This is a genomic window from Natrinema gari JCM 14663, from assembly GCF_000337175.1.
Lineage (GTDB): Archaea > Halobacteriota > Halobacteria > Halobacteriales > Natrialbaceae > Natrinema > Natrinema gari.
Map to the genome: position 1 here is coordinate 1 of NZ_AOIJ01000038.1, position 23,040 is coordinate 23,040.

22 protein-coding genes and 2 tRNA genes are annotated in these 23,040 nt (G+C 64.5%); 15 read left to right on the forward strand and 9 right to left on the reverse strand.

Annotation, left to right across the window (positions count from 1 at the left end; translation table 11 throughout):
* Positions 1–879: 879 nt before the first annotated feature.
* From C486_RS04530 to C486_RS04540, 3 genes are all read right to left on the reverse strand, one after another.
* Positions 880–1,068: a hypothetical protein gene (locus tag C486_RS04530; RefSeq protein WP_008453540.1), complete on the reverse strand. Its 189-nt coding sequence runs from the start codon at positions 1,066–1,068 to the stop codon at positions 880–882.
* Positions 1,069–1,494: 426 nt separating this feature from the next.
* Positions 1,495–2,256: a hypothetical protein gene (locus C486_RS04535; protein ID WP_008453542.1), complete on the reverse strand. Its 762-nt coding sequence runs from the start codon at positions 2,254–2,256 to the stop codon at positions 1,495–1,497.
* Positions 2,257–2,817: 561 nt separating this feature from the next.
* Complete coding sequence (locus tag C486_RS04540) at positions 2,818–3,207, reverse strand: hypothetical protein (protein WP_008453545.1); 390 nt, start codon at positions 3,205–3,207, stop codon at positions 2,818–2,820.
* 737 nt (positions 3,208–3,944) lie between these two features.
* Between C486_RS04540 and C486_RS04545 the strand changes: the two genes are divergently transcribed.
* Entirely contained in the window at positions 3,945–5,462 is a 1,518-nt protein-coding gene (locus C486_RS04545; protein WP_008453546.1) for a hypothetical protein, read from the forward strand.
* Between the two features lie 148 nt (positions 5,463–5,610).
* On the opposite strand, the gene C486_RS04550 is transcribed toward C486_RS04545, so the two are convergent.
* Positions 5,611–6,378, reverse strand: a complete 768-nt coding sequence (locus tag C486_RS04550) for a hypothetical protein (RefSeq protein ID WP_049910170.1) — start codon at positions 6,376–6,378, stop codon at positions 5,611–5,613.
* A gap of 96 nt (positions 6,379–6,474) precedes the next feature.
* On the opposite strand from C486_RS04550, the gene radB reads away from it, so the two are divergent.
* Positions 6,475–7,206, forward strand: coding sequence for a DNA repair and recombination protein RadB (gene radB / locus C486_RS04555; protein ID WP_008453550.1), 732 nt, complete (start codon positions 6,475–6,477; stop codon positions 7,204–7,206).
* Positions 7,207–7,407: 201 nt separating this feature from the next.
* Here the strand turns inward: radB and C486_RS04560 are convergent, their stop codons facing one another.
* The gene (locus C486_RS04560) at positions 7,408–8,565 is read right to left on the reverse strand and encodes a CBS domain-containing protein (RefSeq protein WP_008453551.1); all 1,158 of its coding nucleotides are present in this window, start codon (positions 8,563–8,565) and stop codon (positions 7,408–7,410) included.
* Positions 8,566–8,670: 105 nt separating this feature from the next.
* Here C486_RS04560 and C486_RS04565 point away from each other — a divergent pair, with 105 nt between their 5' ends.
* The 5 genes from C486_RS04565 (at position 8,671) to C486_RS04585 (ending at position 11,992) form a co-directional block, all read left to right on the forward strand.
* Positions 8,671–8,982 (forward strand): lycopene cyclase domain-containing protein, encoded by a 312-nt coding sequence (locus C486_RS04565; protein WP_008453553.1) that lies wholly within the window; start codon positions 8,671–8,673, stop codon positions 8,980–8,982.
* A gap of 114 nt (positions 8,983–9,096) precedes the next feature.
* Positions 9,097–9,840: a CAP domain-containing protein gene (locus C486_RS04570; protein WP_008453556.1), complete on the forward strand. Its 744-nt coding sequence runs from the start codon at positions 9,097–9,099 to the stop codon at positions 9,838–9,840.
* 119 nt (positions 9,841–9,959) lie between these two features.
* Positions 9,960–10,742, forward strand: a complete 783-nt coding sequence (locus C486_RS04575) for a YihY/virulence factor BrkB family protein (RefSeq protein ID WP_008453559.1) — start codon at positions 9,960–9,962, stop codon at positions 10,740–10,742.
* A gap of 236 nt (positions 10,743–10,978) precedes the next feature.
* Positions 10,979–11,668 carry a hypothetical protein gene (locus C486_RS04580; RefSeq protein ID WP_008453561.1) on the forward strand — a complete coding sequence of 230 codons (690 nt, stop codon included), beginning with the start codon at positions 10,979–10,981 and terminating at the stop codon, positions 11,666–11,668.
* Positions 11,669–11,782: 114 nt separating this feature from the next.
* On the forward strand, positions 11,783–11,992 hold the full coding sequence (locus C486_RS04585; protein ID WP_008453563.1) for a hypothetical protein: 210 nt from the start codon (positions 11,783–11,785) through the stop codon (positions 11,990–11,992).
* A gap of 149 nt (positions 11,993–12,141) precedes the next feature.
* On the opposite strand, the gene C486_RS04590 is transcribed toward C486_RS04585, so the two are convergent.
* A tRNA-Val gene (locus C486_RS04590) sits at positions 12,142–12,216 on the reverse strand.
* Between the two features lie 188 nt (positions 12,217–12,404).
* On the opposite strand from C486_RS04590, the gene trpD reads away from it, so the two are divergent.
* From trpD to trpG, 4 genes are read left to right on the forward strand one after another with little or no spacing between them, the layout of a single operon-like run.
* Positions 12,405–13,421 carry an anthranilate phosphoribosyltransferase gene (gene trpD, locus C486_RS04595; protein ID WP_008453565.1) on the forward strand — a complete coding sequence of 339 codons (1,017 nt, stop codon included), beginning with the start codon at positions 12,405–12,407 and terminating at the stop codon, positions 13,419–13,421.
* A complete protein-coding gene (locus C486_RS04600; RefSeq protein ID WP_008453566.1) occupies positions 13,418–14,068 on the forward strand; it encodes a phosphoribosylanthranilate isomerase in 651 nt (216 codons plus the stop codon). Before trpD ends, C486_RS04600 begins: the two co-directional genes overlap by 4 nt.
* Positions 14,069–14,094: 26 nt before the next feature.
* The gene (gene trpE, locus C486_RS04605; protein WP_049910172.1) at positions 14,095–15,759 is read left to right on the forward strand and encodes an anthranilate synthase component I; all 1,665 of its coding nucleotides are present in this window, start codon (positions 14,095–14,097) and stop codon (positions 15,757–15,759) included.
* Complete coding sequence (trpG, locus tag C486_RS04610) at positions 15,756–16,403, forward strand: anthranilate synthase component II (protein ID WP_008453571.1); 648 nt, start codon at positions 15,756–15,758, stop codon at positions 16,401–16,403. Before trpE ends, trpG begins: the two co-directional genes overlap by 4 nt.
* Positions 16,404–16,506: 103 nt before the next feature.
* Here trpG and C486_RS04615 read toward each other — a convergent pair whose 3' ends face one another.
* Positions 16,507–16,692: a hypothetical protein gene (locus tag C486_RS04615; protein ID WP_008453573.1), complete on the reverse strand. Its 186-nt coding sequence runs from the start codon at positions 16,690–16,692 to the stop codon at positions 16,507–16,509.
* Positions 16,693–17,107: 415 nt separating this feature from the next.
* Here C486_RS04615 and C486_RS04620 point away from each other — a divergent pair, with 415 nt between their 5' ends.
* Together C486_RS04620 and C486_RS21555 are read left to right on the forward strand one after the other, a co-directional pair.
* Complete coding sequence (locus C486_RS04620) at positions 17,108–20,230, forward strand: adenosylcobalamin-dependent ribonucleoside-diphosphate reductase (RefSeq protein ID WP_008453574.1); 3,123 nt, start codon at positions 17,108–17,110, stop codon at positions 20,228–20,230.
* Between the two features lie 114 nt (positions 20,231–20,344).
* Positions 20,345–20,521, forward strand: coding sequence for an HVO_2523 family zinc finger protein (locus C486_RS21555; protein WP_006186220.1), 177 nt, complete (start codon positions 20,345–20,347; stop codon positions 20,519–20,521).
* 55 nt (positions 20,522–20,576) lie between these two features.
* Here C486_RS21555 and C486_RS04625 read toward each other — a convergent pair whose 3' ends face one another.
* Entirely contained in the window at positions 20,577–21,269 is a 693-nt protein-coding gene (locus tag C486_RS04625) for a VTT domain-containing protein (RefSeq protein ID WP_008453576.1), read from the reverse strand.
* Between the two features lie 237 nt (positions 21,270–21,506).
* Between C486_RS04625 and C486_RS04630 the strand changes: the two genes are divergently transcribed.
* Positions 21,507–21,591, forward strand: a tRNA-Leu gene (locus C486_RS04630).
* A 520-nt stretch (positions 21,592–22,111) separates the two neighbouring features.
* Positions 22,112–22,675, forward strand: coding sequence for a DUF420 domain-containing protein (locus C486_RS04635; protein ID WP_008453577.1), 564 nt, complete (start codon positions 22,112–22,114; stop codon positions 22,673–22,675).
* A 50-nt stretch (positions 22,676–22,725) separates the two neighbouring features.
* Here C486_RS04635 and C486_RS04640 read toward each other — a convergent pair whose 3' ends face one another.
* Positions 22,726–22,923, reverse strand: coding sequence for a DUF5800 family protein (locus tag C486_RS04640; protein WP_008453578.1), 198 nt, complete (start codon positions 22,921–22,923; stop codon positions 22,726–22,728).
* Between the last annotated feature and the right edge of the window lie 117 nt (positions 22,924–23,040).

Consider the following 23,040-nt stretch of genomic DNA (forward strand, 5'->3'; position numbering starts at 1 on the left):
TATCAGCTTTACCGATCATATCACGAATGTCATAATTCAGGAACACGGAGAGCGCGTTGGCCGCTTGCCAGTCGGATGGGTCTCGGCTGACCGAACACGTACCCCCGGCGACGGCCGCCGTGATCACGGTTTTCGACCGATTCGAAGCGAGGGCTCGAGACGCAACTCGTCGTCTCGCCGTCGCCATTGGGACCCGCCGGTCGATCGCGGCGATCCACACGCTGATGTCCTGCCGAGCGTCCCTAACGACGACCTTCCGTTTCAGCGGCCGGTCTACTACCGGATCGATCCGGTGGCGTACTGGGTTCGTGGTGTGCCTACCGACGGCCGCGACCGGTCGGTGGGAGACCGTCTCGAGTCTCCCGGCGGCCCGGATGGGGCCACTATCGCTCCGGGTCGTGGTCTCGATGTCACCGAATCGCTTCGGGCAGGTGGGCTACGACTCACTCGGCTGGGGACTGGCATGCGGTGGCGCGCGCTATCGACTGCCCGGGGAAGACAGAGCGTACTCTGACAGTAGATGAGCGAGCGACAGGAGCGAGCGAATCGGCTGGGGAGAACGTGGGCACCCCCTGCCACGAGAGGTAGACGCGTCGTTCCCGTCAGTCTCAGTCGACCACCGCGCTCGAGACACTGGAATATCGTTCACGCGGTGCACTGCTGGTCTGCCGTGGCAGACAGTGCGCCGCTCGGATCGGACTGGACTCGAGGCCCGTTTGCGAGCCGGCCGGCCGAACGATCGTGGCGGCGGAGTGGTGTCGACGCCACGTGGCGTCGACGAAGTGGTGGTGTCGACAGCAGGGTGTGGTGTGGTCGTGCGTTCGACTCGCGACGCCGACCGGCCGGCTGACCGCCGGGGCTCGAGCGCCGAGCCCCGGGTTACTCGTCGCTGCGGTCGGTCTCGCGGTGGACCAGCCCGGGCGCGACCGAACAGCCACAGGGCCTGACGACGCCGGTGTGGGGACCGGTCGATGTCAGCGCAGTAATGGGCTGCCCGCAACTGGGACACGAGAGCAGCGCCGAGTCGGCCACTCGGCCGTCGCCATCCCGCGTCTCCTCGCTACACATCGCGATCGCACCTCCCGATCGAGAGCGGCGTCGACACTGATCGCGTCGGGCGATTCCGGCGTCGTGCGGGACGTTTATATCCCGGTAGAATTAACGTAATCATGCTTCGAAACCCTCGCGGGTTTGGAAGCGAGTCTCGGGTGGTCACAGCACCCGGGGCATTTCGATACAGCCCCCGTGTCGCTGGAGACCAGCTTCCAGTTTTCAGTTTGATGGGTTGGAACTTATATCTACTGTTAACAACCCATAATGATGCCGCCTCGAGCGGCGGGGCTCGATGCGACTCTCGTGAACGCGAGCACGAACTCCGGCGTCGCCGTCACTCAGCCTCGAGTCGGGCCGGTCACGTGGTCGATACGGTCGCGTGGTCGACTCGACTACAGCGCATAAAAAAGCGAGCGTGGAACCGTTCGGAGAGCGACCGTCTCAGCCGGCGATGAGTGCGGCCAGCTTGCCGCTGAATGCGGACCCGGTGGCGGTCTGCCCGTTATTGTTGGACGCGTCGACCGACTGCTCCAGTGTCTGATTGAGCATCTGGTTACCAACGGAACCTTCGATGGAGGTACCATCAGTAGTACCGTCGTCGTTGGAATTGCCGTTGTTGGACATGCTCTCAGCGGACGTGTCACCCGGGAAGTCACATTCGGTTGTGCCAGCTTTGACTACAACCTCCGAGATTGGCTCTTCAGATGTCCAACGGACGAGGTTTGGTTCGTTGGGTTCTTTGAACTCGACATCGGTAATCGTGACTCCCATAGCGTCGCCACCTTCTGGTTCGAACGAGGTCCCAGTCCATTCGAATTTCACGAGGAGGTTACCATCCGTATCGTAGAACTGGATGTTGCTAATCGCCGGACCGTCAGGATACTCACAGTTTGTGACCTCTCCTTGGAACAGCGCCCCGTTGCCATTATCGCCATTGTCGCCATCATCGCCGTTTATATCGCCGAAGTCAATGTCGACCCCGGTCGCGTTCTGATCGGCGAACTGGAGCGCGTTCTGCTCGATCTGGTTCGCCTGCGAGACGTCTTGCCCCTGCTCGATGTTCACGCCTGCGATTCCCAGATCACCGGTCGGTTTGTCGTCGTGGTGATCCTCACCACCTGCAGCTGCCGTCCCTGCAAAGCCCATGACCGCCAGGCTTCCAATTAACGCGAGCGTCAGTAGTACTGTGGATGTTCGTCTCATAGTTTGGTTTCTGTATTCGTCCAGGCGAGCGCACCGTGTACACGCGGGCTCGTCGATCGGACACGGATCGGTTCGATCACTTCACCGATTCCTCTGCTCTGTTACCGCGAATGCCCGTCTCACGATGCGTCACCTGTTCGATAGCGACCGCAGTGTTCCATATGAAGGCTGAATACCGTTCAGAACCATACTTCTGCCCTACATCGTCCTGCTCGAGCGTTCTCCGAAACTACTGCCAGTAGCTGCTTTTTAGTAGCCAATATGGATTGTCAACGCATCATCACCGATTCGGTGAGTCGGATACAGGCCGACGAGTGACACAGACGTGTGTACGCACCTCGCCCGTCGATATGCTGCCGAGTTGCAGATCCTTGCTGCAGACAGGGAATACGATAGTCAGCCATTGCGTGAACCGCTCTGAGAGATGGAGTAGATGTCCGCTCGTGGAGGATCGTGTCTTCGCACTGTACGACTACGCACAACGCACGAATACAACGAGTAGCCTATCTACTCGCCGCTAAAAATAAAAACGGACGCCGTTGCTGACTGAGGCTGCTCTCTTTACAGGGGCAGTTCGTCGAAGTCGATGTCGACGTCGGTGTCGATCCCGGTCGAATTGGCGTCGTTGTCGTTGGCCTGGTTCGCGGAGATCGTGTACACGTCGTCAACGACGTTGACGTTGTTCTGGTCGACGTCTTGGCTCTGGTACGCAACGGTCTTCGCGTAGCTCGTGTCCGAACTGGCGTACGATGATGCGAGCTGGGTCTGTGAGTTGCTGTTACTCTGATCGTTGTTTATCGTAGTCGTCGCGCTCGAGTCCTGATCGATATCCACGGAGGAATTAACGTCTGGGTTGATCTGCGGCTGTGCCGCTGCTGTTCCGGCGAGCCCCATGAAAGCGAGGCCGCCGATCAATGCTACCGTCAGTGTGAGCGTGAGTGCGCGTTTCATAGTGGATTCGGTCACCGTGTCAGTCGGGCACCACGCGTCTGACCACACCGGAGCGCATCCATAGCGGAGGTGCCTCGTCGTCTGGCGGCGCTGTTGCTGGTCGCAACTAAGCTGCCTCCTCCCGGTAGCGTTCCGATATGGCGCGTTGCCCGGTCGCTACTCATCACAGGGACCCATTTGAACCCGGCAAACGGTTTCGGGCCGAATAGCGGCATTAGAGCACCTGATTGGTGAGGCTAGCGTTCGGGCGGATCGTTCAGCGGCCGGCAGTTGAGTACTTGCCCTCGTTTCGAGGACGCTACCGCGTGCGTCTTCGATCCGTCGCGTTCGACCGCCTCAGTCTCTCCAGTGCCCCTGTGAAACGATCGGCACGCGACCACGATGCGCTAATATTCGACTTCGGCGGCCGAAACGGTCCGCGAATCGTGAGCGTTCGCGTCGGTTTGCTTCGGCGCTGCCACGACGGCCTGTGACTGCGTGAAGACGATTTTGGTTGCGGAACCATAGTCCGGTATCCGCTCGAGAAGCCACCGATTTCCGCGGATAAGCAGCGGCCTATGGATTCGAAGGCCGCTTCATACTGCTGCCAACCTGTCGATAACAAAGGGACTCATGCGGATAGGATGATTTGCATCGCGGAGACTCAGAAACGAAAGACCATCACGATACAGATCACACGATCAATGACAACCACTACAACGAGACGCTCACGAGCTACGACACTCTTTCTGTCCTGTATGATCGCCCTGTCGATGGTCGCGGCCGGCGTGCCGGCTGCGACCGCAGGCGGAGAGGGTGAGTTGAATGCCGGAACGGTACACGCACTCGAGCAGGGTGAGGAACTCTATCTCGTGTTCGGAGCCGATTTGAGCGAGCAGTCGCTCGAAGAGTACGTCAACGAGCACGCGGACGACTCGAGTAATGCCGACACCGAGATCGTTCAATACCAGGACGTCGATCAGGTCAACATCAACGAGCAAGGCTCTGCGGTGTCGATCGCGATCGACGGCGGCGAGGCAACCGCCATCCAGGAAGCGAACCAGGAGAACGACAACGTCCAGAGCGGCGAGGCGGTCACCGAGAGCGGTGGCGTCGAGACCGCGACAACCCAGTTCGAGAACGTCGGCGACGTCAACATCATTATCGGCAACGGCGGCGACCAACAGTTCGATGGCTGGGGGATCAAGGACAAGAAGGGCGACGACAAGACGATCACACAGGAAGCGGTTGCCGGCGTCGCCCAGTCCCAGACGGTCGGGCAGGTCAACTACAACAACCAGAGTACCGCCTTCGCCTTCGCGATGAACGACAGCGACGCGACCGCCCTCCAGCAGTCCTACCAGCGAAACGAGAACCTCCAGGAGGGGATGGCCAACGCCTCGAACGTCTACCTCGGTGACGGCAAGGTCGGGCACAAGAAGGACAAGTCGGGCGACCACGGCGCTGGCTCGAGTACAGGACAGGACGCTGACGCGCTGCTCGAGCAGTCTCAGGACGTCGTTCAGGAGAACGTCAATGAACAGGGCGGTGCAGTCGCCATCGCTATCGGCGAGAACAGTACCGCCACGGCGATCCAGTTCACCGACCAGAGCAACCTTAACGAACAGATCGGGAGCGCCGACGCCTCGAACCTGATGGCGACGGCCACCGGAATGAACGTCGCGACCGCGGGCGATGTCAGCGGTGACATCCTCTCGACCGAGACCGAAGTCAGCGAACCGGACAAGGAAGACAAGAAAGACGGGATCGACGGCGAACAGGTCGCGACTGCTGGCGTCGCCCAGCAACAGGGGGTCGAACAGCGAAACATCAACCTGCAAAACACCGCACTGGCCATCGCACAGAACGGTAGCGAATCCACCGCGATTCAGCTCGCCTACCAGCAAAACTACAACGCACAGGTCGGCTACGCCGACGCCATCAACGTCTACGCGAGCCCCGGCTACGTCACCGACGACGTTACCCGGACCTCGAGTACGACCGTGACGGTCGACGGCAACGCGGGCGAGGACAACCCCGGCACGTCGTACGACTACGCCGGTTCCGCGAACCAGACGAACGACGCCGAGCAGACCGCGAGCGCGGCGATCGAGCAGAGCCAACTCATCACACAGGAGAACATCAACGAGCAACACACCGCCGTCGCGGTCGCCGAAGACGGCGGCAGTGCCGGGAGCTCACAGATCAGCCTTCAGGAAAACGAGAACGTCCAGCTCACGTCCGTCGCCTCGACGAACGTCTGGGCCGGCGCGTAACGGTATCATAGTTCGTCACACGGCCGATGTTCGGCCGCAGTGACCGACAACTTTCGCTTCTTTCGACGCCACCACGAAGCCACCGGAGCGGTGCGTCTCATCGTTCCCGACGGACGTGAGTGCGGCCACGATGCCGGTAGGGACCCGACTACGACTCGTCCTGGTCGTCCGGTGTCGCCGATCCGTCCCCGTCGTCTCGATGTTCGGCGAGGGCTTCGTCGACCGTCAGGTCGCCGGCGGCGACACGCCGAGCGAGCACCTCGTCGATCGCCCGGTTGTGTTCGCTTCGCTCCCGCGAGCGGTCCTTGATGACCTGCAGTTCACCCGCCGTCGGTTCGATTTCGCGTGCGTCGACGACCTCGCCCTCGAGTCGGGCGATGTTGACCGCCGCCAGCACGTCGCCCATCCCCCGCGCACCCGTGCCGAGATAGGGGGTCGTCCCCGTCTCGTCGACGAGTTCGACCTGCACGGTATCGAGTTCGTTGACTAGTTTCGCGCTCTCGAGGCGGGAGCCGTCGCCGATCCGGACGACGGGCGACGGGGCCTCGGCGGCCTCGCGTTGGATCACGTCGACCGCGTCGCCGAGGGGGACCTGAAACGTCGCGACGATGGTCTCGCCGGTCAGGACGGCGATCCCGGGTTTCTTTCCCGGATCGACGCCGATGACCGTCCGGCCGCCGTTGCCGCGAACCGCCGCCAGCGCCCGGTCGACCGTCCGTCGAGGGTCGTCGGGGTCGGCGACGATCGTCGGGACGTCCGCGAAGGCGTCGGCGTTGTCGGCGTCGGTGACGACGACGGTTGCCTGCTCGGGAAGCGCCGCATCGGGTTCGATAGTCGTAAACGTCGTTCCGCGGTCGCGGAGTTCGTTGACGACCCCGTGGTATACCTCGAAGTCCGTCGTAGCGACGACGATCACGAATCGGACTTGGCTCCGGTGAGGAATAAACGTACCCGAACCGCGAGCGGCCGCCCGTTCCGGGGCCTTTTTGCGCATCCCATCCCAACTCGGACCGTGATCGACGAGGCGATTCCGACCGGCTGTGGCCCGATCGACGAGTTGCTCGGTGGGGGGTTCGAACGCGGCACCGTCACGCAGTTGTACGGCCCGCCGGCCGCCGGGAAGACGAACCTCGCGCTGTCGGCGGCCGTGGAAACGGCCGTCGAGGGCGGGACCGCGGTCTATATCGATACCGAGGGGGTGTCCGTCGACCGCTTCCAGCAGTTGCTCGAGGCCACCACCGGCCGATCGTCGCGGGACGGGGCCGAGCCGGACGATATCGAGGCCGTCGCCTCGCGAATCGTCATCGAGGACGTACTGGACTTCGAGGAACAGGCCGAAGCCGTCCGCGACGCCGAGGAGTTCGCCGAGCGCGCGGACCTGATCGTGGTGGACAGCGCGACCGGCTTCTACCGTCTCGAGCGCACCGCAGACGGTGACGAGGGCGAGGCGCTCCGGAGCGTCACCCGACAGGTGACGCATTTGCTCTCCCTGGCCCGCAAACACGATCTCGCGGTCGTCCTGACCAATCAGGTCTTCGCCGATCCCGACTCGGATCGCACCAAGGGACTCGGCGGCAACACCTTAGAACACTGGACCGGAACAGTCGTCCGGCTCGAGCGCTTCCGCGGCGGGAAGCGACGCGCGACGCTGGAGAAACACCGCTCGAAGCCCGCCGGGGAGTCGGCGCAGTTCCGGATCACCGAGACCGGACTCGAAGGCGGAGACGACACGCGACGGGGCTGACACGCGGTTCGAGATGTCTCGACCGCGTTCGCTCGCCGCGATTCGCGGTCGGATCGCAATCGCAATTCGTCCCCGTTCCGGAACTGATCGGCGAGTGCGACGACCTACCGGCCCCCAGTCGCTCCGACTCGGGTTTTGGATCGTCGCTGCAAAAAAGACGCAACCTGGGGGAGCCGCGAGTTCGCACGCGGTGGTACCGACTTAGATCTGGTTGAGCTTCCGCAGGAGCTGGCCGCGGTACTCCTCGTCGCTGGTGACGCCTTTGAGTTCCAAGACGTTGCGCTCGAGTTTGTCGAGCGCGACCCGGAACGAGTTCTCCGCGCCGTAGCCTTCACCGGTGCCGGCGACCTGATCCTTGTTCGTCCGCAGGCGGATCTGACACTGCACGAGCGGCGTCCCACGGAGCTTCTCGTTGTGCTCGTGGAAGCGGACGTGAGCGTGCATCACCTGCATGTCGGCGTACTTGTCCGCGACGTCTTCGATGCTCTGGACGATCGACTCTCGAGTGATGGTATCGAGCATCGAGATGTTCGTGATCTGAACGTCCATGTGTTCCTCCTCGGTGAACGTCAGCGCGCGCAGGACGTCCGTCTTGGTGATGACGCCGGTGACGACGCGGTCGTCGTCCGCCGGCGTGACCATCAGCCCCGCGAAATCGTTCTCGAGCATCGTCTCGACGGCTTCCTTGGCGGTCGCGTCGACCGTCGTCGTCTCGACGGGACTCGTCATGATGTCGTAGATCGGCACGTCGAGCAGGCGCTGGGTGTCGCCGACCCGATCGCCGGTCGTCGTCGTGTGGTTCTCCCGGATGACGAAGTCGGCGATGTCGTGGGTCGTCACGACCCCGGAGAGGTAGCCGTTTTCGTTCATGATCGGCAGCCGGGAGACGCCGTACTCGCGCAGGTGGTTGATCGCCTTCCCGACCCCGTCGTCCTCGGTGAGCGTGACCGGATCGGCGGTGTAGATGTCCGCGACGGTCAGCGTATCGAGGTTCTCCAAGACCGCCTTGAGAATGGCGTCGTTGGTGATGACGCCCCAGAGGTCGCCGTTCTCGAAGACCGGCGCGACCTTGGCGTTGCTCTCGACGAGCACGCGCGCGGTCTCTCTGACGTCTTCCTGCCGGTCGACCTTGGGCGACGGCGTGCTTCGACTCGGTTTGGTGAGTGCCGCGACCTTGGCGTCGTCCTCGACGTGGGATTGGAGGATCTCCCGCTCGCTGATGACGCCCTCGTACTCCCCGTCGTCGGTGACGATAATTCCCTTGGGGTTGCCGTTCTCAAACATCGAACGGACCTTCCCCATGCGTGTGCCGACGTCGACTTCGATGAACTCCGTGGTGGCGATATCAGCGATATTCATCCTTCTAGGGATAGCTACTGTCGCAGAGGTATTTAAGGTACTGCCCGTTTTATCGATGGGGGATCACCCAGGGGGTTTTTGTACTAGCCGTTGAATCGGCGGCCGATGCTCGATATCAGCGTCTTCGGTCGCTACACCTACCTCCTCACGGAGGTAGTCTGGGGTACCGTCGCCGCCCTCCTGTTGCGTCGCGCGAACGCGCTTCGAAAGGCGGCGGTGACCGTCCTCGCGCTCTACCCGATCGCCTACGTCTGGGACCGGTATACCCTTGCCGTGGGCGTCTTCGATATCAAACTCCGGACGGGAATCGACATCGCCGGCATCCCGCTCGAGGAACACCTGTTCATGGCAGTCGTCCCCGGACTCGTCATCGGGATTCACGAGACGATCTTCGGTGACGGAGCCGCGAACTGCTGAGCGGCCCGTTTTCCGTTCCCGACGGGGCCTGCTCGTCTCGTCATGTGGACACACCGTCTCACGACATGTAAGAGATCGTGACTGTCTTGTACCGGGGGACCGATACGTAAACTAATGGACGGTCCGCGGTCCACGGCGACGGCACCCGATACGGCGGAGCGCACTGACCGTGCGCTGCTTCGGGGCGTCGCGACGATTCTCGTCGCCGTCGCCCTCGTCTGCTCGCTCGCGCTCGGAACAGCGCTGTTCGCGCCCACCCTCATCAACGGCCTCGGATTCGAGGACGGCCCCTCGCCCAGTTCCGAGCCGCCGCCGGCCGGCGAACGCACCCCCGCGGTGACCGACCCGGACGACCCCGGGAACTCGAGTTACGAGACCGATATCGAGACGATCAGATCCCCCACCGTCGAGGACTTCGTCCACGCCGAAATCAACGAGCGCCGGGCCGAGCACGATCTTCCCCCTCTCGAGTGGGACGGGACGGTCGCATCAGTCGCCCGCGCCCACGCGTACGATATGGCCTCCGACGAGTACTTCGAACATACGAACCCCGACGGCGAAGGACCCTACGACCGGTTCGAGGACGTCGACAGCTACTGCCGCGGGTACGGCGAGAATATCGCCATGACGTGGGTCGATCGGCGCGTCCAGCGACCCGACAGCAACGATGTCGTCCGCTATCAGACCGCCGAAGCCCTCGCGAACGGGCTGGTCGATCAGTGGATGAACTCCACGGATCACCGGCACGCGATCCTCGAAGCGGGCGAGACGCCCCGCTGGGATCGCGCTGGCGTCGGCGTCTACATCGCCGAGGACGGCTCCGTCTACGCGGGCCAGAACTTCTGTCGCGAATGGTGACCGGCGGTCGGACACACCGCCTCGAGCGGTTCCGGAGACGGCGACAACGTGACAGGTGACCGGCTGTCGGCACGGCGAACCACGTACACGTTATTAGACCCGACCGTCGTACGGTCCGTATGGAGGTTCCGGAGACACTCACCGCGATCTATCGGACGGCGAGCGACCGCGATCTCAGTTTTCTCGCCGCTGGCTTCGCCTACTACGCGTTCGTCTCGCTGATCCCGCTCGTCTTGCTCGCGCTCGTGGTCGGATCGGTGATCGGCGGCGAGCAAGCAGCCCAGCGGCTGATCACCGCCGCCGGTGATGTCCTCCCGGCGTCGGGCGAACAGTTAGTCACCAACGCATTGACGACCGAATCGGGCCGTGCCGAGGCGACCGTCGTCGCGTTCCTCGTCGCTACCTGGGGCGCGCTCAAGGTTTTTCGCGGCCTGAGCCTCGCGTTCGATAAAGTCTACGACGAGATCGCCGAGGACACCCTCGTCGATCAGATCAGGGACGGGCTCACCGTGATCGTCGCCGGTGCAGTCGCACTCGCTCTCATGATCGGGATCGGCGCGGCCCTCCAGTTCGTCCCCGAGACCGTACCGTTCGTCGACCTGCTCGGCTGGGTCGCGTTACTGGCGGGGCTCGTCTTCGTCTTCCTTCCGATCTACTACGTCCTCCCGCCGATCCCGGTCACCCTCCGCGAGGTGCTCCCGGGCGCGCTCTTCGCGGCCGTCGGCTGGACGATCCTCCAGTTCGGATTTCAGCTGTACGCGTCGAACGCCGCCCAGTACGAGGCTTACGGGGCCGTCGGGGCCGTCCTCCTGTTCGTCACCTGGCTGTACTTCGCCGGCATCATCATTCTCGTCGGTGCCGTCCTCAACGTCGTCCGCGTCCAACCGCCGCTCGCCGATTAACGCGGCCTCGGGGACGACGCCGTCTCGCTCCGCTCGAGGTGTGGAACTGAATTCTGGCGGCTATCGTCAAGGCTCGGTTTCAGCCGTTGAGCGACGGCCACCTCGTCACGATCCCGCTGAGGTGGCTGATTTCTAGCAGAGAGACCCACGGAGTTTCTGCCAGTTTCCTCTCCGCTGAACAGTACCGCCGTGCCCTGGGGGAAGGATTATGTCCCCAGCAGCGACAGACCATCACGATGAGCGACGAGCAATCGACCTCCACCGCGACCGACGACGCCGGCGCGGCCGACGAGACCGATTCGACGGGCAGCTCCGAACCCGGCGGCGGTCCCCAGCGCGTCGTCTCCGAGGAGAGCGTCGACGACATCCTCGAGTCGCTGGATTCGACGCCGTCGGAATCGGCGGCGTCGGCCGACGCGGCCGTCACGACGAGCGTCTCGAGCGAGTCCGTCACCACCGTGGCCGACGAAGACGGGACGCCCACGGCCGACGAGCCGACGAGCGACGACAGCGACCACTCGACGCCGGAGCCGACCGCCGAAGCGGACCCCGCCGACGGTGGGTCGGACGAGGGCTCGAACGCCACCGACGCCGCGACGGTCGACGCGGCCGCGTCGTCGCTCCCCGACGACGCCTCGCTCGAGGACCTCGCCGCTCGCGTCGAAGAGGGAACGGTCACCGGGGCGGACGTCCGCGCATCCGAAGCCGGCGACGGGCGGGCATCGACGCCCGAGATCGACGACGTCGACCTGTCGATGGACGACCTCGAGACGAGCCACCGCGGCGGGACCGAGACCGAGACAGCGGTGCCCGACGATGCTGGCCCGCTCGCCGGCTCGGTCGACCGGGACGCGGACACCGAGACGAACGACGAGGACGAGAGTCCCGGACTGTTCGGTCGGCTCGCGCGACTCTTCTCGAGATAACTGGCCGATGCGGACGCTGTCCCGGCTCGCGCCGCTCGAGTCCGCGGGACCGATCCGACGGCGGGGTCCTGTCCATCGGAACAGTGATGAGACTACATTGAACACTAAGTCGCAATGTCATCGGACGACACACGTGAGTGGGCCGAGCGTCGGAAAACGACGAACCTGCTTCTCGGGACGAATATCGTGGTGCTCGCGGCCGGGTTCATTCGGCTCGGCAACGTCGGACCGTGGATGGTACAAGTCCTCTCGGAACTCGTCCTCGTCCTCGTCCTGGTCACTGCGGTGCTTCTCGTCTTCGGGAGTCTCTTCAATCACGAGTAACACCGATCGGGATCACAGCAGGGCTGGCCCCCATTCGAACCCGTCCGTACCCGCTCTCGTGACTCACGCACTCGCTCGCGGGCGGAGAATCGGGGACGAGCGCTAAAAACGAACGCACCGCTCCGTTCGTCGCGTTAGTTCGGAAGAAGTGGGTTGGAGCAGATTTGAACTGCCGGCCTCCTCCATGTCAAGGAGGTGTCGTAACCAGACTAGACCACCAACCCTGGTTTGGCTTTCATCCGTGGCCTGCGTCGCCACGCTTTCTGACTGCACTCGTTCGTTGCTCCCCACACCAGTTGAAGGTTTCGAATCGGCCGCCGTACGGGAGTCGGAACCACGCACCCGGTCGATACGCTTAAGATGATGTACTGATTTGGGCATTACAAGACAACTACGTACATTGGTGTGCACTATGAAGGAATACGTCGAACGAGTCACGGACGGGGCGGATCTCACGCAATCGGACGCTCGAGCGGCCTCGGCGGCCGTTTTCGAGGGTGCGACGGAGGCACAGATCGGCGCGTTGCTGGCGGCGCTGCGCGCGAAAGGGGAAACGGAAGCCGAGATCGCGGGCTTTGCTGAAGGGATGCGCGACGCGGCCAGAACGATCTCGCCCGACCGGGAGCCGTTAGTCGATACCTGTGGCACCGGCGGTGACGAGTACGATACGATCAACGTCTCGACGACGAGCGCGATCGTCGCGGCCGGTGCGGGCGTCCCGGTCGCCAAGCACGGCAACTACTCCGTGTCCTCCTCGTCGGGCAGCGCGGACGTCTTAGCGGAAGTCGGCGTGAACGTCGAAGCTGAACCGCCGGCCGTCGAGGACGCCATCGAGGACGATGGCATCGGTTTCATGCTCGCGCCGGTGTTCCACCCGGCGATGAAGGCGGTCATCGGCCCGCGCAAGGAACTGGGCATGCGGACGGTCTTCAACGTCCTCGGGCCGCTCACGAACCCCGCCGGGGCGGATGCACAGGTCGTCGGCGTCTACGACCCGGCCCTCGTCCCCGTGCTCGCGGACGCCCTCGCTCGCATGGCCATCGAGCGCGCGCTGGTCGTCCACGGTTCAGGAACCGATGAGATCGCAATTCACGGCGAGACGGTCGTTGCGGAGGTCGACAGCGATTCCGTCGAGGAATACGCGCTCGAGCCGGCCGATCTCGGGCTCGAGGAACACGACATTACGGCCATTGCCGGCGGCTCGCCGGCGGACAACGCTGAGGACATGCGCGGCATCGTCGCGGGTGACGTGACCGGCGCGAAACGCGAAGTCATCCTCGCGAACGCCGGCGCGGCGATCTACGTCGCCGGCGAGGCCGACTCGCTCGAGGCCGGCGTCGACGTGGCCCGGGAGGCGATCGACTCCGGCGCGGCGGCCCGCAAACTCGAGCGACTCCGCGGCGCGACGGCACGGGCGGGGGGACAATGACGCGGGTCAAGATCTGCGGTCTGACCAGCGACGCCGATCTCGAGGCCGCGATCGAGGCGGGCGCGGACGCGGTCGGGATCATCTGTGATGTTTCGGTCGACACGCCCCGTGAGGTCTCGATCGAACGGGCTGCGGCGCTCGCAGCGGCCACCCCGCCGTTCGTGACGAGCGTCCTCGTGACGATGCCGGCCGGCCCCGAGGAAGCGATCGAACTGGTCGAGACGATCGAACCCGACGCGATTCAGATCCACAGCGACATCCGGACCGGCGACCTCGCGTCCCTGCGCGCGACCCTCGAGGCGGACCTTCTGCTCGCGGTCGACGCCGACGACGCGGCGACCGCGGCGGCCTACGACGACATCGTCGACGGCCTCATCGTCGACACGCCGGGCGAGGACGGGGGTGGCGGCACCGGGCGGACCCACGACTGGGACCGGACCCGGCTGGCTGCCGCCGACCTCGAGTCGCCGCTGATCCTCGCGGGCGGCTTGACGCCCGACAACGTCGACGATGCGGTCCGCACGGTCGATCCGTTCGCGGTCGACGTCGCGAGCGGCGTGGAAAAACGTGGCGGGGTCAAAGACGCCGAGGCCGTCCGAACGTTCGTCGATCGCGCCAAAAACGCCCGCAGACCGGCGGAGCCGTAACCGTGACCGGACACGACTCCGTCTCGATGCCGGCCGACCGGCCCGCGTTCGACATCGATCGCGAAACCTTCCGCGACTACGCGGGCACGAGCGCGGACCGGACGGATCGACCCGTCGTCGTCCACGCCGTCGCGACGCTCGGGATCGAGACGACACCGCTGGCCGCCTACGCCGCGCTCACCGGTCGCTCCGAGGCGACCGATCGCGAGCGGTCGCCGTACGCCTTCCTGCTCGAGAGCGCGGAGAAGACCGCCTCGAGCGATCCGGATGGGGCGTTCCGACCCAGCGCTGCGGGGGCCGAACGGCACGCGCGATACTCCTACGTCGGGTACGATCCCGAGGCCGTCGTGACGGTCGAATCCGGCACGGCCACCGTCGACGCACTGTCCGACGACGCGCCCCTCGAGTCGATTCGGACGGACGCCGAGGGCGACACCGTCGACGCGCTTCGAGCCGCGATGCCGGACGTCCGCCTCGAGAACGCGCCCGACCACGACCGCCAGCATCTGGACGGCGGACTCGTCGGCTTCCTCGCCTACGACGCCGTCTACGACCTCTGGCTCGAGGAAGTCGGCTGTGAGCGGCCCGACTCGCGGTTCCCCGACGCGCAGTTCCTGCTGACGACGAAGACGCTCACCTTCGACGAGCGCGATGGGACAGTCTCGCTGGTCTGTACGCCGGTCATCGAGGCTGACGACGACCCGGACGACGTGTACGACGCGCTCGAAACGGAAGCCGCCGCTGTCGCGGCGACGCTGCGCGAGGCCGACGAGCCCCGGACCAACGGCTTCACCCGCGAAGGCGAGCGTGCCGGACCGAAAGCGGAATACGAGGAGAGCGTCCGGCGGGCGAAAGAACACGTCCTCGATGGGGATATCTACCAGGGCGTCATCTCTAGAACGCGAGAGCTCTACGGCGACATCGATCCCATGGGCTTCTACGAGGCGATGCGGGACGTGAACCCGTCGCCGTACATGTACCTGCTCGACCACGACGATCTCACCGTCGTCGGGGCCAGCCCCGAGACCCTGATCTCGGTGCGCGGCCGTGAAGTCATGTCGAACCCGATCGCGGGCACCTGTGATCGGGGCTCGAGTCCCGTCGAGGACCGTCGACTGGCGGGTGAGATGCTGGCCGACGGGAAGGAACGCGCCGAACACACGATGCTGGTCGATCTCGCGCGCAACGACGTGCGCCGTGTTTCGGAGCCGGGATCGGTCCACGTCGACGAGTTCATGAACGTCCTCAAGTACAGCCACGTCCAGCACATCGAGTCGACCGTGACCGGGACGGTGGCCGACGACTCGGACGGGTTCGACGCGACTCGAGCCGCCTTCCCCGCGGGAACGCTCTCGGGAGCTCCCAAGATCCGGGCGATGGAGATCATCGACGACCTGGAGTCCGACCCGCGGGGGCTCTACGGTGGTGGCGTGGGCTACTACTCGTGGACCGGCGATACGGATTTCGCGATCGTCATCCGGACTGCAACCGTTGAGGACGACGGCTCACGGGATCGGATCACGGTCCAGGCCGGCGCGGGACTGGTCGCGGACAGCGACCCCACCGCGGAGTACGAGGAGACCGAACAGAAGATGGGTGGCGTCCTTGCGGCTCTCGAGAAGATCGAACGTCCGGCCGCGGAGCAGACGGCGGACGACGACACCGACGCGACGGCAGAGGTGAGCCGATGAGCACTGCGAGGCCCGATCGCGACACGGACGCGGCGGCGGATGAGCACAGCGACGCGGACCCGATCACAGTGCTGTTCGTCGACAACTACGATTCGTTCACGTACAACCTCGTCGAGTACGTCAGTCAGCAGGCCGGCACCGAGACCGTGGTGTTGAAAAACACCGCGTCGCTCGCGGACATCCGCGCCGTCGATCCCGACGCGATCGTCATCAGTCCCGGCCCTGGCCACCCGAAGAACGACCGCGATGTCGGCGTGACCATGGACGTACTGCGGACCCTCTCGCCCGAGCTACCGACGCTCGGAATCTGCCTCGGCCTCGAGGCCGCCGTCTACGAGTACGGCGGGACCGTCGGCCGCGCGCCGGCCCCGATCCACGGGAAGGCCTCCGCGGTCGACCACGACGGCGAGGGGGTCTTCGCGGGCCTCGAGCAGGGCTTTCGGGCGGGCCGCTATCACTCGCTCGTCGCGACTGCAGTGCCGGATTGTTTCACGATTTCGGCGACTGCCGAACACGGGGACGAGACGCTCGTCATGGGCGTCCGCCACGAGTCGTTCCCCCTCGAGTGCGTACAGTTCCATCCCGAGAGCGTCCTCACGGCCAACGGCCACGACGTGATCGAGAACTTCCTCGCGCGGGTCTGACGCGACCCTCTTCGGGTCGTCCTCGAGACGGGGAGAAAAGCAGTGGGTCCGGCGCGGCGTCGTCCCCCGCGCCGGAAATCGGTCACCAGCCGCGCCGGTCTCGTTAGACGCCGGGGAGCAACTCGAGTTGCCCGACCGCATAGAGGGCCGCGAGGACGACTGCGGCGACGATACCGACTCGAACGGCGAGTTTGATCGCGATTCGGAGCGCGATGACGGCGACCGCGAAGGCGGCAAGTAGGGCCAACACCAGCAGGATCGGTGGTGCCGACGTTAGTGCATCGAACATACGCCAGTGGCCACGCCCCAGGGACGTAACCTTTCTGGATATCGTGACTGATCCGCAGCGACGACTGACTCTCGAGAACCCATTGGCGAAAGAAAAAATCACGGGACTGCGACCCCATCTCGTCGGTTACAGTCACTTTCAGTCCGGTCTGAAAATCGTTAAGACGGTCCGCGACGTAGCTATTGTTGACCACACAGGCGGCCGTTTCGGCGGTCGTGGGAGAGTGGATCACGATAGGTTATAGAGATATCTCTGAAACCACATTTGTACTACTACAAGAAAAGTAGGACAACAACACCACGTTTTATGATGGATGCATGAATACCGAACCTTCGTCACGAATGATGTGCGCACGGAATCCGACTCACGCCAGAATCGACGCGCGGAAGCGGTATAGCGCCGGGGTGGCCCACACATGAGCGATGCCGAACTTTCCGCGGCGGATCTCACTCTCCCGATCAAACGCTCCGATGGGGAGACTCTCGAGGAGCGATTGACCGCCAACGCCTATCACAACATTCTACCGGCCCGCTATCTCCGCAAGAACGCCGACGGCGATCTCATCGAGGACCAGGAAGATCTCTTCGACCGCGTCGGCAAGAACATCGCGCTGGCTGAAGCCGTCTACGAAGCCAAAAACCGTGACCGCGAAATCACGGTCACGCCCGACCAGCTCAAGCCCGACCACCCGCGACGGGACGAACTCGCCGCCGAAGTGTTCGGCGCGGGCACCACCACCGAAGGCGACGCCGAAACCACGCTGTCTATCTACAACGTCAACAAGTTCGCCTACGACACCGTCGTCCCCGAACTCCCCGACGAGATTCGCGACCACGTCGAGTCGGTCGCCGACGAGTTCCAGGGCATGATGGAGAATCTGGACTTCATGCCGAACTCGCCGACCCTGATGAACGCCGGCGACGAACTCCAGCAGCTCTCGGCGTGTTTCGTCGACTCCCCTGAGGACGACATCGACGACATCCATCAGACCGCCAAGGAGGCCGCACAGGTCTTCCAGAGCGGCGGCGGCATGGGCTATGCGTTCTGGCGGCTCCGACCCTACGGCGACGCGGTCGGCTCGACCGGCGGCATCGCCAGTGGTCCGATCACGTTCATGCGCACGTACGACCAGATGTGCGAGACGATTGCCCAGGGCGGCGCGCGACGCGGCGCACAGATGGGCGTCATGCGCGTCTCCCATCCCGACGTCATCCAGTTCATCCACGCCAAGAACAAGGACGTCTCGCTGGCCGAGACGCTGCGCCTGAACGACCCCGACGACTACACGCACACCTCCTTCCAGGAGGCTCTGGCTGAGGCTCGCGAACTCATCGACGACGAGGGCCGAGTCCCCAAGCACCTCCGAAACGCCGTCGAGGGCCACCTCTCGAACTTCAACATCTCCGTCGGCATCACCGACGACTTCATGGACGCCGTCAAGAACGGCGAGGAGTTCACGTTCACCAATCCCCGAACGGGCGAGCCCCATATCGCCACGGCGGAGACGAAAGAACTCTACGAGATGTTCGGCCTCGGCGACCACGTCGAGGTCGGCGCGGAACTGTCGATCCCGGCCGAGGAACTCTGGGACGACATCGTCGAGGGTGCCCACGAGAACGGCGAACCCGGCGTGATCTACCTCGAGCGCGTCAACAAACAGCACTCCTTCGACGTCGAGAAACACCCCGACCACCGCATCCTCGCGACCAACCCCTGCGGCGAGCAGCCCCTCGAGGAGTACGAGGCCTGTAACCTCGGACATATCAACCTCTCGACGCTTGCGGATCTGGAGGCCCCCGACTGGCGCGTCTGGTACGACGACCACGGCGACGAGTACGAGTCGCTCGAGGCCGCCGTCGACGCCTTCCTCGAGGAGGCGATCGACTTCGAGGAGTTCGACCGCCGCATCGAGATGGGCACGCGCTTTTTGGAGAACGTCGTCACGATGAGCGACTTCCCGGTCGAGAAGATCGAGCAGAAGGTCCGGGAGATGCGCAAGATCGGCCTAGGGATCATGGGACTGGCACAGCTGTACATCCAGCTCGGCATGGAGTACGGCAGCGAGACCTCAAACGAGGTCGCGCGCCAGCTGATGCGCCACATCAACCACACCTCGAAGTGGACCTCCCACGAACTCGCCGAAGAACGGGGCAGCTTCGACGAGTGGGACAAGTCCAAGTACGCGAACCCGACCGAGTACCGCGAGTGGTTCGAGAAGCAAACGGGTCTCGATGCCGACGACTGGGCGGACGGATTCGCCATCCGGAACCACAACACGACCACCATCGCGCCGACCGGCACGACCTCGATGGTCGGCAACACTACCGGCGGCTGTGAGCCGATCTACAACGTCGCCTACTACAAGAACGTCTCCGACGACGTCCAGGGCGACGAGATGTTAGTCGAGTTCGACGACTACTTCCTCCGCGTTCTCGAGGACAACGACATCGACGTCGACGCGGTCAAGGAAGAGGCCAAAGAGCAGATGGCGACCAACCAGTTCGACGGGGTCGAGGGGCTGTCGACGGTGCCCGACGCCATCGGCGAACTGTTCGTCACGACCGGCGATCTCTCGGCCAAAGAGCACGCCGGCATCCAGGTCGCCTGTCAGGAAGGTGTCGATTCCGCGATCTCGAAGACGGTCAACGCGCCAAACGACTCTACGCTCGCGGACGCCAAAGACGTGTTCGAGTACATCTACGAACACGGCGGCAAGGGCGTCACCTACTACCGCGACGGCACCCGCAGCAAGCAAGTGCTGACGACCCGCGCGGACAACGCCGACTTCGCCGACGAAACCGAGGCCGCACAGGCCTTAGTCGAGCAGATCGACGAGATCTTCGGCGGTCTCGAGGCCTTCCTCGAGAGCGACGAAGTCGGGGACGTTCTCGACGCGGACGTCGGCTCGCTGGCCGACGACGATCGCCAGCCGGTCGAGATCGACTTCACCGAAAAGCGCGAGCGGCCGGACGCCTTACAGGGTGTCAGCCAGCGCATCGACACCGGCTACGGGAAGATCTACGTGACGATCAATGAGGACCCCGAGACCGGCCAGCCGTTCGAACTGTTCGCGAACATCGGCCACTCGGGTGGCTTTACGAACTCCTTTACCGAGGCGCTGGCGAAGGTCATCTCGACCTCGCTGCGCTCGGGCGTCGATCCCGAGGAGATCGTCGACGAGCTCTGCGGAACCCGGTCGCCGAAAGTCGCCTGGGACAAGGGCGAACAGATCCAGTCCATCCCGGACGCCATCGGCACCGCGATGCGCCGCTACCTTGACGGCGAGATCGACAAACCGTACCCGAAACAGCAGACGCTCGAGGAGTCGGCTGACGCCGAAATCGCCGACTACGACGGGCCCCAGACCGACGGCGGCGCGGCCGCCACGCAGGGCGGTGCGCCCGCGGACGCCGACGACACGACCCAGGACCTCATCGACGCCGGCGAGTCGCCGGAGTGCCCGGACTGTGGCTCGATGACGCTGTACTTCTCCGAAGGCTGCAAGACGTGCGAATCCTGTGGCTGGAGCGAGTGCTGAGCGCTGACTGAGGCCGTTTTGACGCCGTGTTTCTCGTTCGTGTTTTCGTTCGGGTCGCATGCGACGACTCGTTGAGACGCCACACTTAGCATCGGTCGCCGCGAACGCCGTCGTATGACTGCCGACGGCGGGCGGGGAGCGGACGGTGGCGTCGAGACGGACGGCTCGAGCGACCGGACGGCCGCCGGCCCGCGCTGTCCACACTGCGATGCGGCGATGTACAAGCGCCACTGCAAGTACGTCTGTCCCCAGCACGGGGTCATCATCGATTGCAGCGATCCCTTCCGCTGAGCGCCCGCTCTCGAGTCCCGTCCGAGCGGCTGGCGGTGACGAGTACGCGGCGTCGTTAGCCGTCCGTCGGCGACCGGCTCGCCGTTCGAATCCGGCGGTACGCGGGCCCGGCAAGGAGGAGGACGGCAGCGGCGGCACAGGCAAGCGAGAGCGTCACGCCGACTTCCTCGAGCCCGCCCGCGGTGACCGTCGCCGCCGAGGCACCGACGACGACCGCGGCGATCGTCCACGGGAGTTCGCCGATCACCGTCCCGAGCACTAACTGGCGATACCCGACGCCGCTGACCGCCGCGGCACACGTCGCGACGTCAGAGGGAATCGGTGCCAACCGGGAGGCGGTGACGCCGCGCAGCGGGCCCGCCGTCTCGTAATAGCGCGCGACGGCCGCGCCGGCTCGCTCGAGGAGGGCCATGTCGGCGTCCTCGCCGGCCGCGCCGGCGGCCAGCCAGCGCGCCGCGACGAAGACAGGGAAGACGGTCACCACGACGCCACAGAGCGCGATGGGGACGCCGACGGGGACGCCGACGCCGTAGCCGACGACGACCGCGAGCGGCGTCGTCGGCCACGCGAGGAGGGGGCGCACGAGGTAGAGGCCGGCGACGAGGAGGCCGAACAGGACCGGGTCCGCCGCAACGGCATCGACGGTCCCGATGATCGTCGACGGCGAGACGAGCGCGCCCGCGGCGACCGCGCCGCTGGCCACGATCGCCCCAATGAGCGCACGCGTTCGAACCGACCACAGCGACATCAGCCGACGATTCCCCTCGAGTATTGAAACCTTTGTGTCTCTCGCGAAGCGGCGGCCGCTCGGACGGGCCGACGGAGCGTCGACGGGACAGCGTCCGTCGCCCACCGGCGGACGAGCGACGGGAGTGACGGGCACTCGCGGGTCCGGTTCCCGTGGGAGCCGGCCGCAGTCGCCGACCTAAAGGAAAGGGCTTTTATAATCACACTGGATACGAATGAGTGCAGACAGAGACCGCGAGCGTGGGTAGCCAAGCCAGGCCAACGGCGCAGCGTTGAGGGCGCTGTCCCGTAGGGGTCCGCCGGTTCGAATCCGGTCCCACGCATCGCATCGGTGGACAATGTCCACCACTTCGATGCAGGTGATCTCCCTCCGAGGACATCACCCACGCATAATCCTTTCAGAACTACACCGACGAGCGATAGCCCTGTCGATCGGTACACGCTATCGAGTTGCTGTGATTGCCGATTAGGATACCCCAAACGGACGGTTTACGAGCTGTCGACAGGCCTCATCATCCGACGGCGATAAACGCTCGATGTTCTCCCATCTCGAGGCGCTCGAGTCGGAACTCGACTTCCGCCGCAACGAGGTCCATAGCGCCTGTGTCGGCGAGGGCGTGGGCGTCGACGATTGCCTCGAGTTCGCGGTGATACGGAAGCCAGCGGTCGTCGACGTAGCGCCGAACGGTGGCTTCGTCAGCCGGCAGCGAATAGAACTCCCATATGATCTTAGGATAACAATAATCCGTCAGCCGTTGCGGTTAGGGAGCGGTTTCACTCGATTGCTATCGGCAGTCGGTCAGAGACGGTAACCCCTTTCCCGTTCCGCTCGAACGAACAGCCATGGAATACGTCCCTCGAGAGCGCGTGCGTCTCCTCACTGCCGTCTTGAGCGTCGTCTCGCTAGCGGTCGTCTTCGCTGCTGCAGGGGGACGGATCCCCTCCACGAGCGTGCCGGCGGCTCCGGCGTGGGTTATCGAGACGATCCCGCTCGTTAACGCCGTGCTCAGCGCGGCTGCGATCGGCACGATTACGCTCGGCTGGCGGGCGATCCGGCGCGACGATATCGAACGCCACCGCGTCGCGATGGTCACCTCGTTCGGGCTGTTCGTGGCCTTCCTCGCCCTCTATCTCTACCGGCTGACCGTGACCGGCGGCCCGCAGCCGTTCCACGGGCCCGACCCGGTCTATCAGTTCGTCTACCTGCCGCTGCTGGCGATCCATATCCTCCTCGCGATCGTCTGTATTCCCCTGCTCTACTACGTGCTCTTGCTCGTGCTCTCCCGCCCGATCGCGGAGCTACCCGAAACGAGCCACGCCCGCGTCGGCCGCGTCGCGGCGACGCTGTGGCTGCTTTCCTTTTCGCTCGGGATCGTCGTCTTCGGCCTCCTGCACGTCGTCTACTGAGCCGGTCGCCCGAACCCCGACGGCGACCGTCTCGGCTCCCGCAGGGCGGCTCAGTCGAGGATGTCACCGATCCGTCGGGGTTCTCCCTGGAGATTCGGCTGTTCGGCGACGATCTGGAGGACCTCGTGGTCGGTCACGTCGTAGTAGGACTTGTCGGTCGCGTCCTCGATGAGGGCCTGCTCGAGGCGGAACTCGGTGCCTTCGTAGACGACGTCGACGCCCTCGTCGTCGAATGCGAGCGTTGTCATGGTCGGACGTACGCAGTGGGATACTAAAAGCGAGGCGACTGTGATCGATGACTGATGCGATGCGAGCGCCGACGGCGACGGACGGGCGTCCGACGGACGACTGACGACGCGCGAGGT

What these genes read in the sequence shown, in the direction of transcription:
- C486_RS04530 (WP_008453540.1), bottom strand. Translation starts at nt 1,068, where the DNA reads ATGTGTAGCGAGGAGACGCGGGATGGCGACGGCCGAGTGGCCGACTCG.
- C486_RS04535 (WP_008453542.1), bottom strand. Translation starts at nt 2,256, where the DNA reads ATGAGACGAACATCCACAGTACTACTGACGCTCGCGTTAATTGGAAGC.
- C486_RS04540 (WP_008453545.1), bottom strand. Translation starts at nt 3,207, where the DNA reads ATGAAACGCGCACTCACGCTCACACTGACGGTAGCATTGATCGGCGGC.
- C486_RS04545 (WP_008453546.1), top strand. Translation starts at nt 3,945, where the DNA reads ATGATCGCCCTGTCGATGGTCGCGGCCGGCGTGCCGGCTGCGACCGCA.
- C486_RS04560 (WP_008453551.1), bottom strand. Translation starts at nt 8,565, where the DNA reads ATGAATATCGCTGATATCGCCACCACGGAGTTCATCGAAGTCGACGTC.
- C486_RS04565 (WP_008453553.1), top strand. Translation starts at nt 8,671, where the DNA reads ATGCTCGATATCAGCGTCTTCGGTCGCTACACCTACCTCCTCACGGAG.
- C486_RS04570 (WP_008453556.1), top strand. Translation starts at nt 9,097, where the DNA reads ATGGACGGTCCGCGGTCCACGGCGACGGCACCCGATACGGCGGAGCGC.
- C486_RS04575 (WP_008453559.1), top strand. Translation starts at nt 9,960, where the DNA reads ATGGAGGTTCCGGAGACACTCACCGCGATCTATCGGACGGCGAGCGAC.
- C486_RS04580 (WP_008453561.1), top strand. Translation starts at nt 10,979, where the DNA reads ATGAGCGACGAGCAATCGACCTCCACCGCGACCGACGACGCCGGCGCG.
- C486_RS04585 (WP_008453563.1), top strand. Translation starts at nt 11,783, where the DNA reads ATGTCATCGGACGACACACGTGAGTGGGCCGAGCGTCGGAAAACGACG.
- trpD (WP_008453565.1), top strand. Translation starts at nt 12,405, where the DNA reads ATGAAGGAATACGTCGAACGAGTCACGGACGGGGCGGATCTCACGCAA.
- C486_RS04600 (WP_008453566.1), top strand. Translation starts at nt 13,418, where the DNA reads ATGACGCGGGTCAAGATCTGCGGTCTGACCAGCGACGCCGATCTCGAG.
- trpE (WP_049910172.1), top strand. Translation starts at nt 14,095, where the DNA reads ATGCCGGCCGACCGGCCCGCGTTCGACATCGATCGCGAAACCTTCCGC.
- trpG (WP_008453571.1), top strand. Translation starts at nt 15,756, where the DNA reads ATGAGCACTGCGAGGCCCGATCGCGACACGGACGCGGCGGCGGATGAG.
- C486_RS04615 (WP_008453573.1), bottom strand. Translation starts at nt 16,692, where the DNA reads ATGTTCGATGCACTAACGTCGGCACCACCGATCCTGCTGGTGTTGGCC.
- C486_RS04620 (WP_008453574.1), top strand. Translation starts at nt 17,108, where the DNA reads ATGAGCGATGCCGAACTTTCCGCGGCGGATCTCACTCTCCCGATCAAA.
- C486_RS21555 (WP_006186220.1), top strand. Translation starts at nt 20,345, where the DNA reads ATGACTGCCGACGGCGGGCGGGGAGCGGACGGTGGCGTCGAGACGGAC.
- C486_RS04625 (WP_008453576.1), bottom strand. Translation starts at nt 21,269, where the DNA reads ATGTCGCTGTGGTCGGTTCGAACGCGTGCGCTCATTGGGGCGATCGTG.
- C486_RS04635 (WP_008453577.1), top strand. Translation starts at nt 22,112, where the DNA reads ATGGAATACGTCCCTCGAGAGCGCGTGCGTCTCCTCACTGCCGTCTTG.
- C486_RS04640 (WP_008453578.1), bottom strand. Translation starts at nt 22,923, where the DNA reads ATGACAACGCTCGCATTCGACGACGAGGGCGTCGACGTCGTCTACGAA.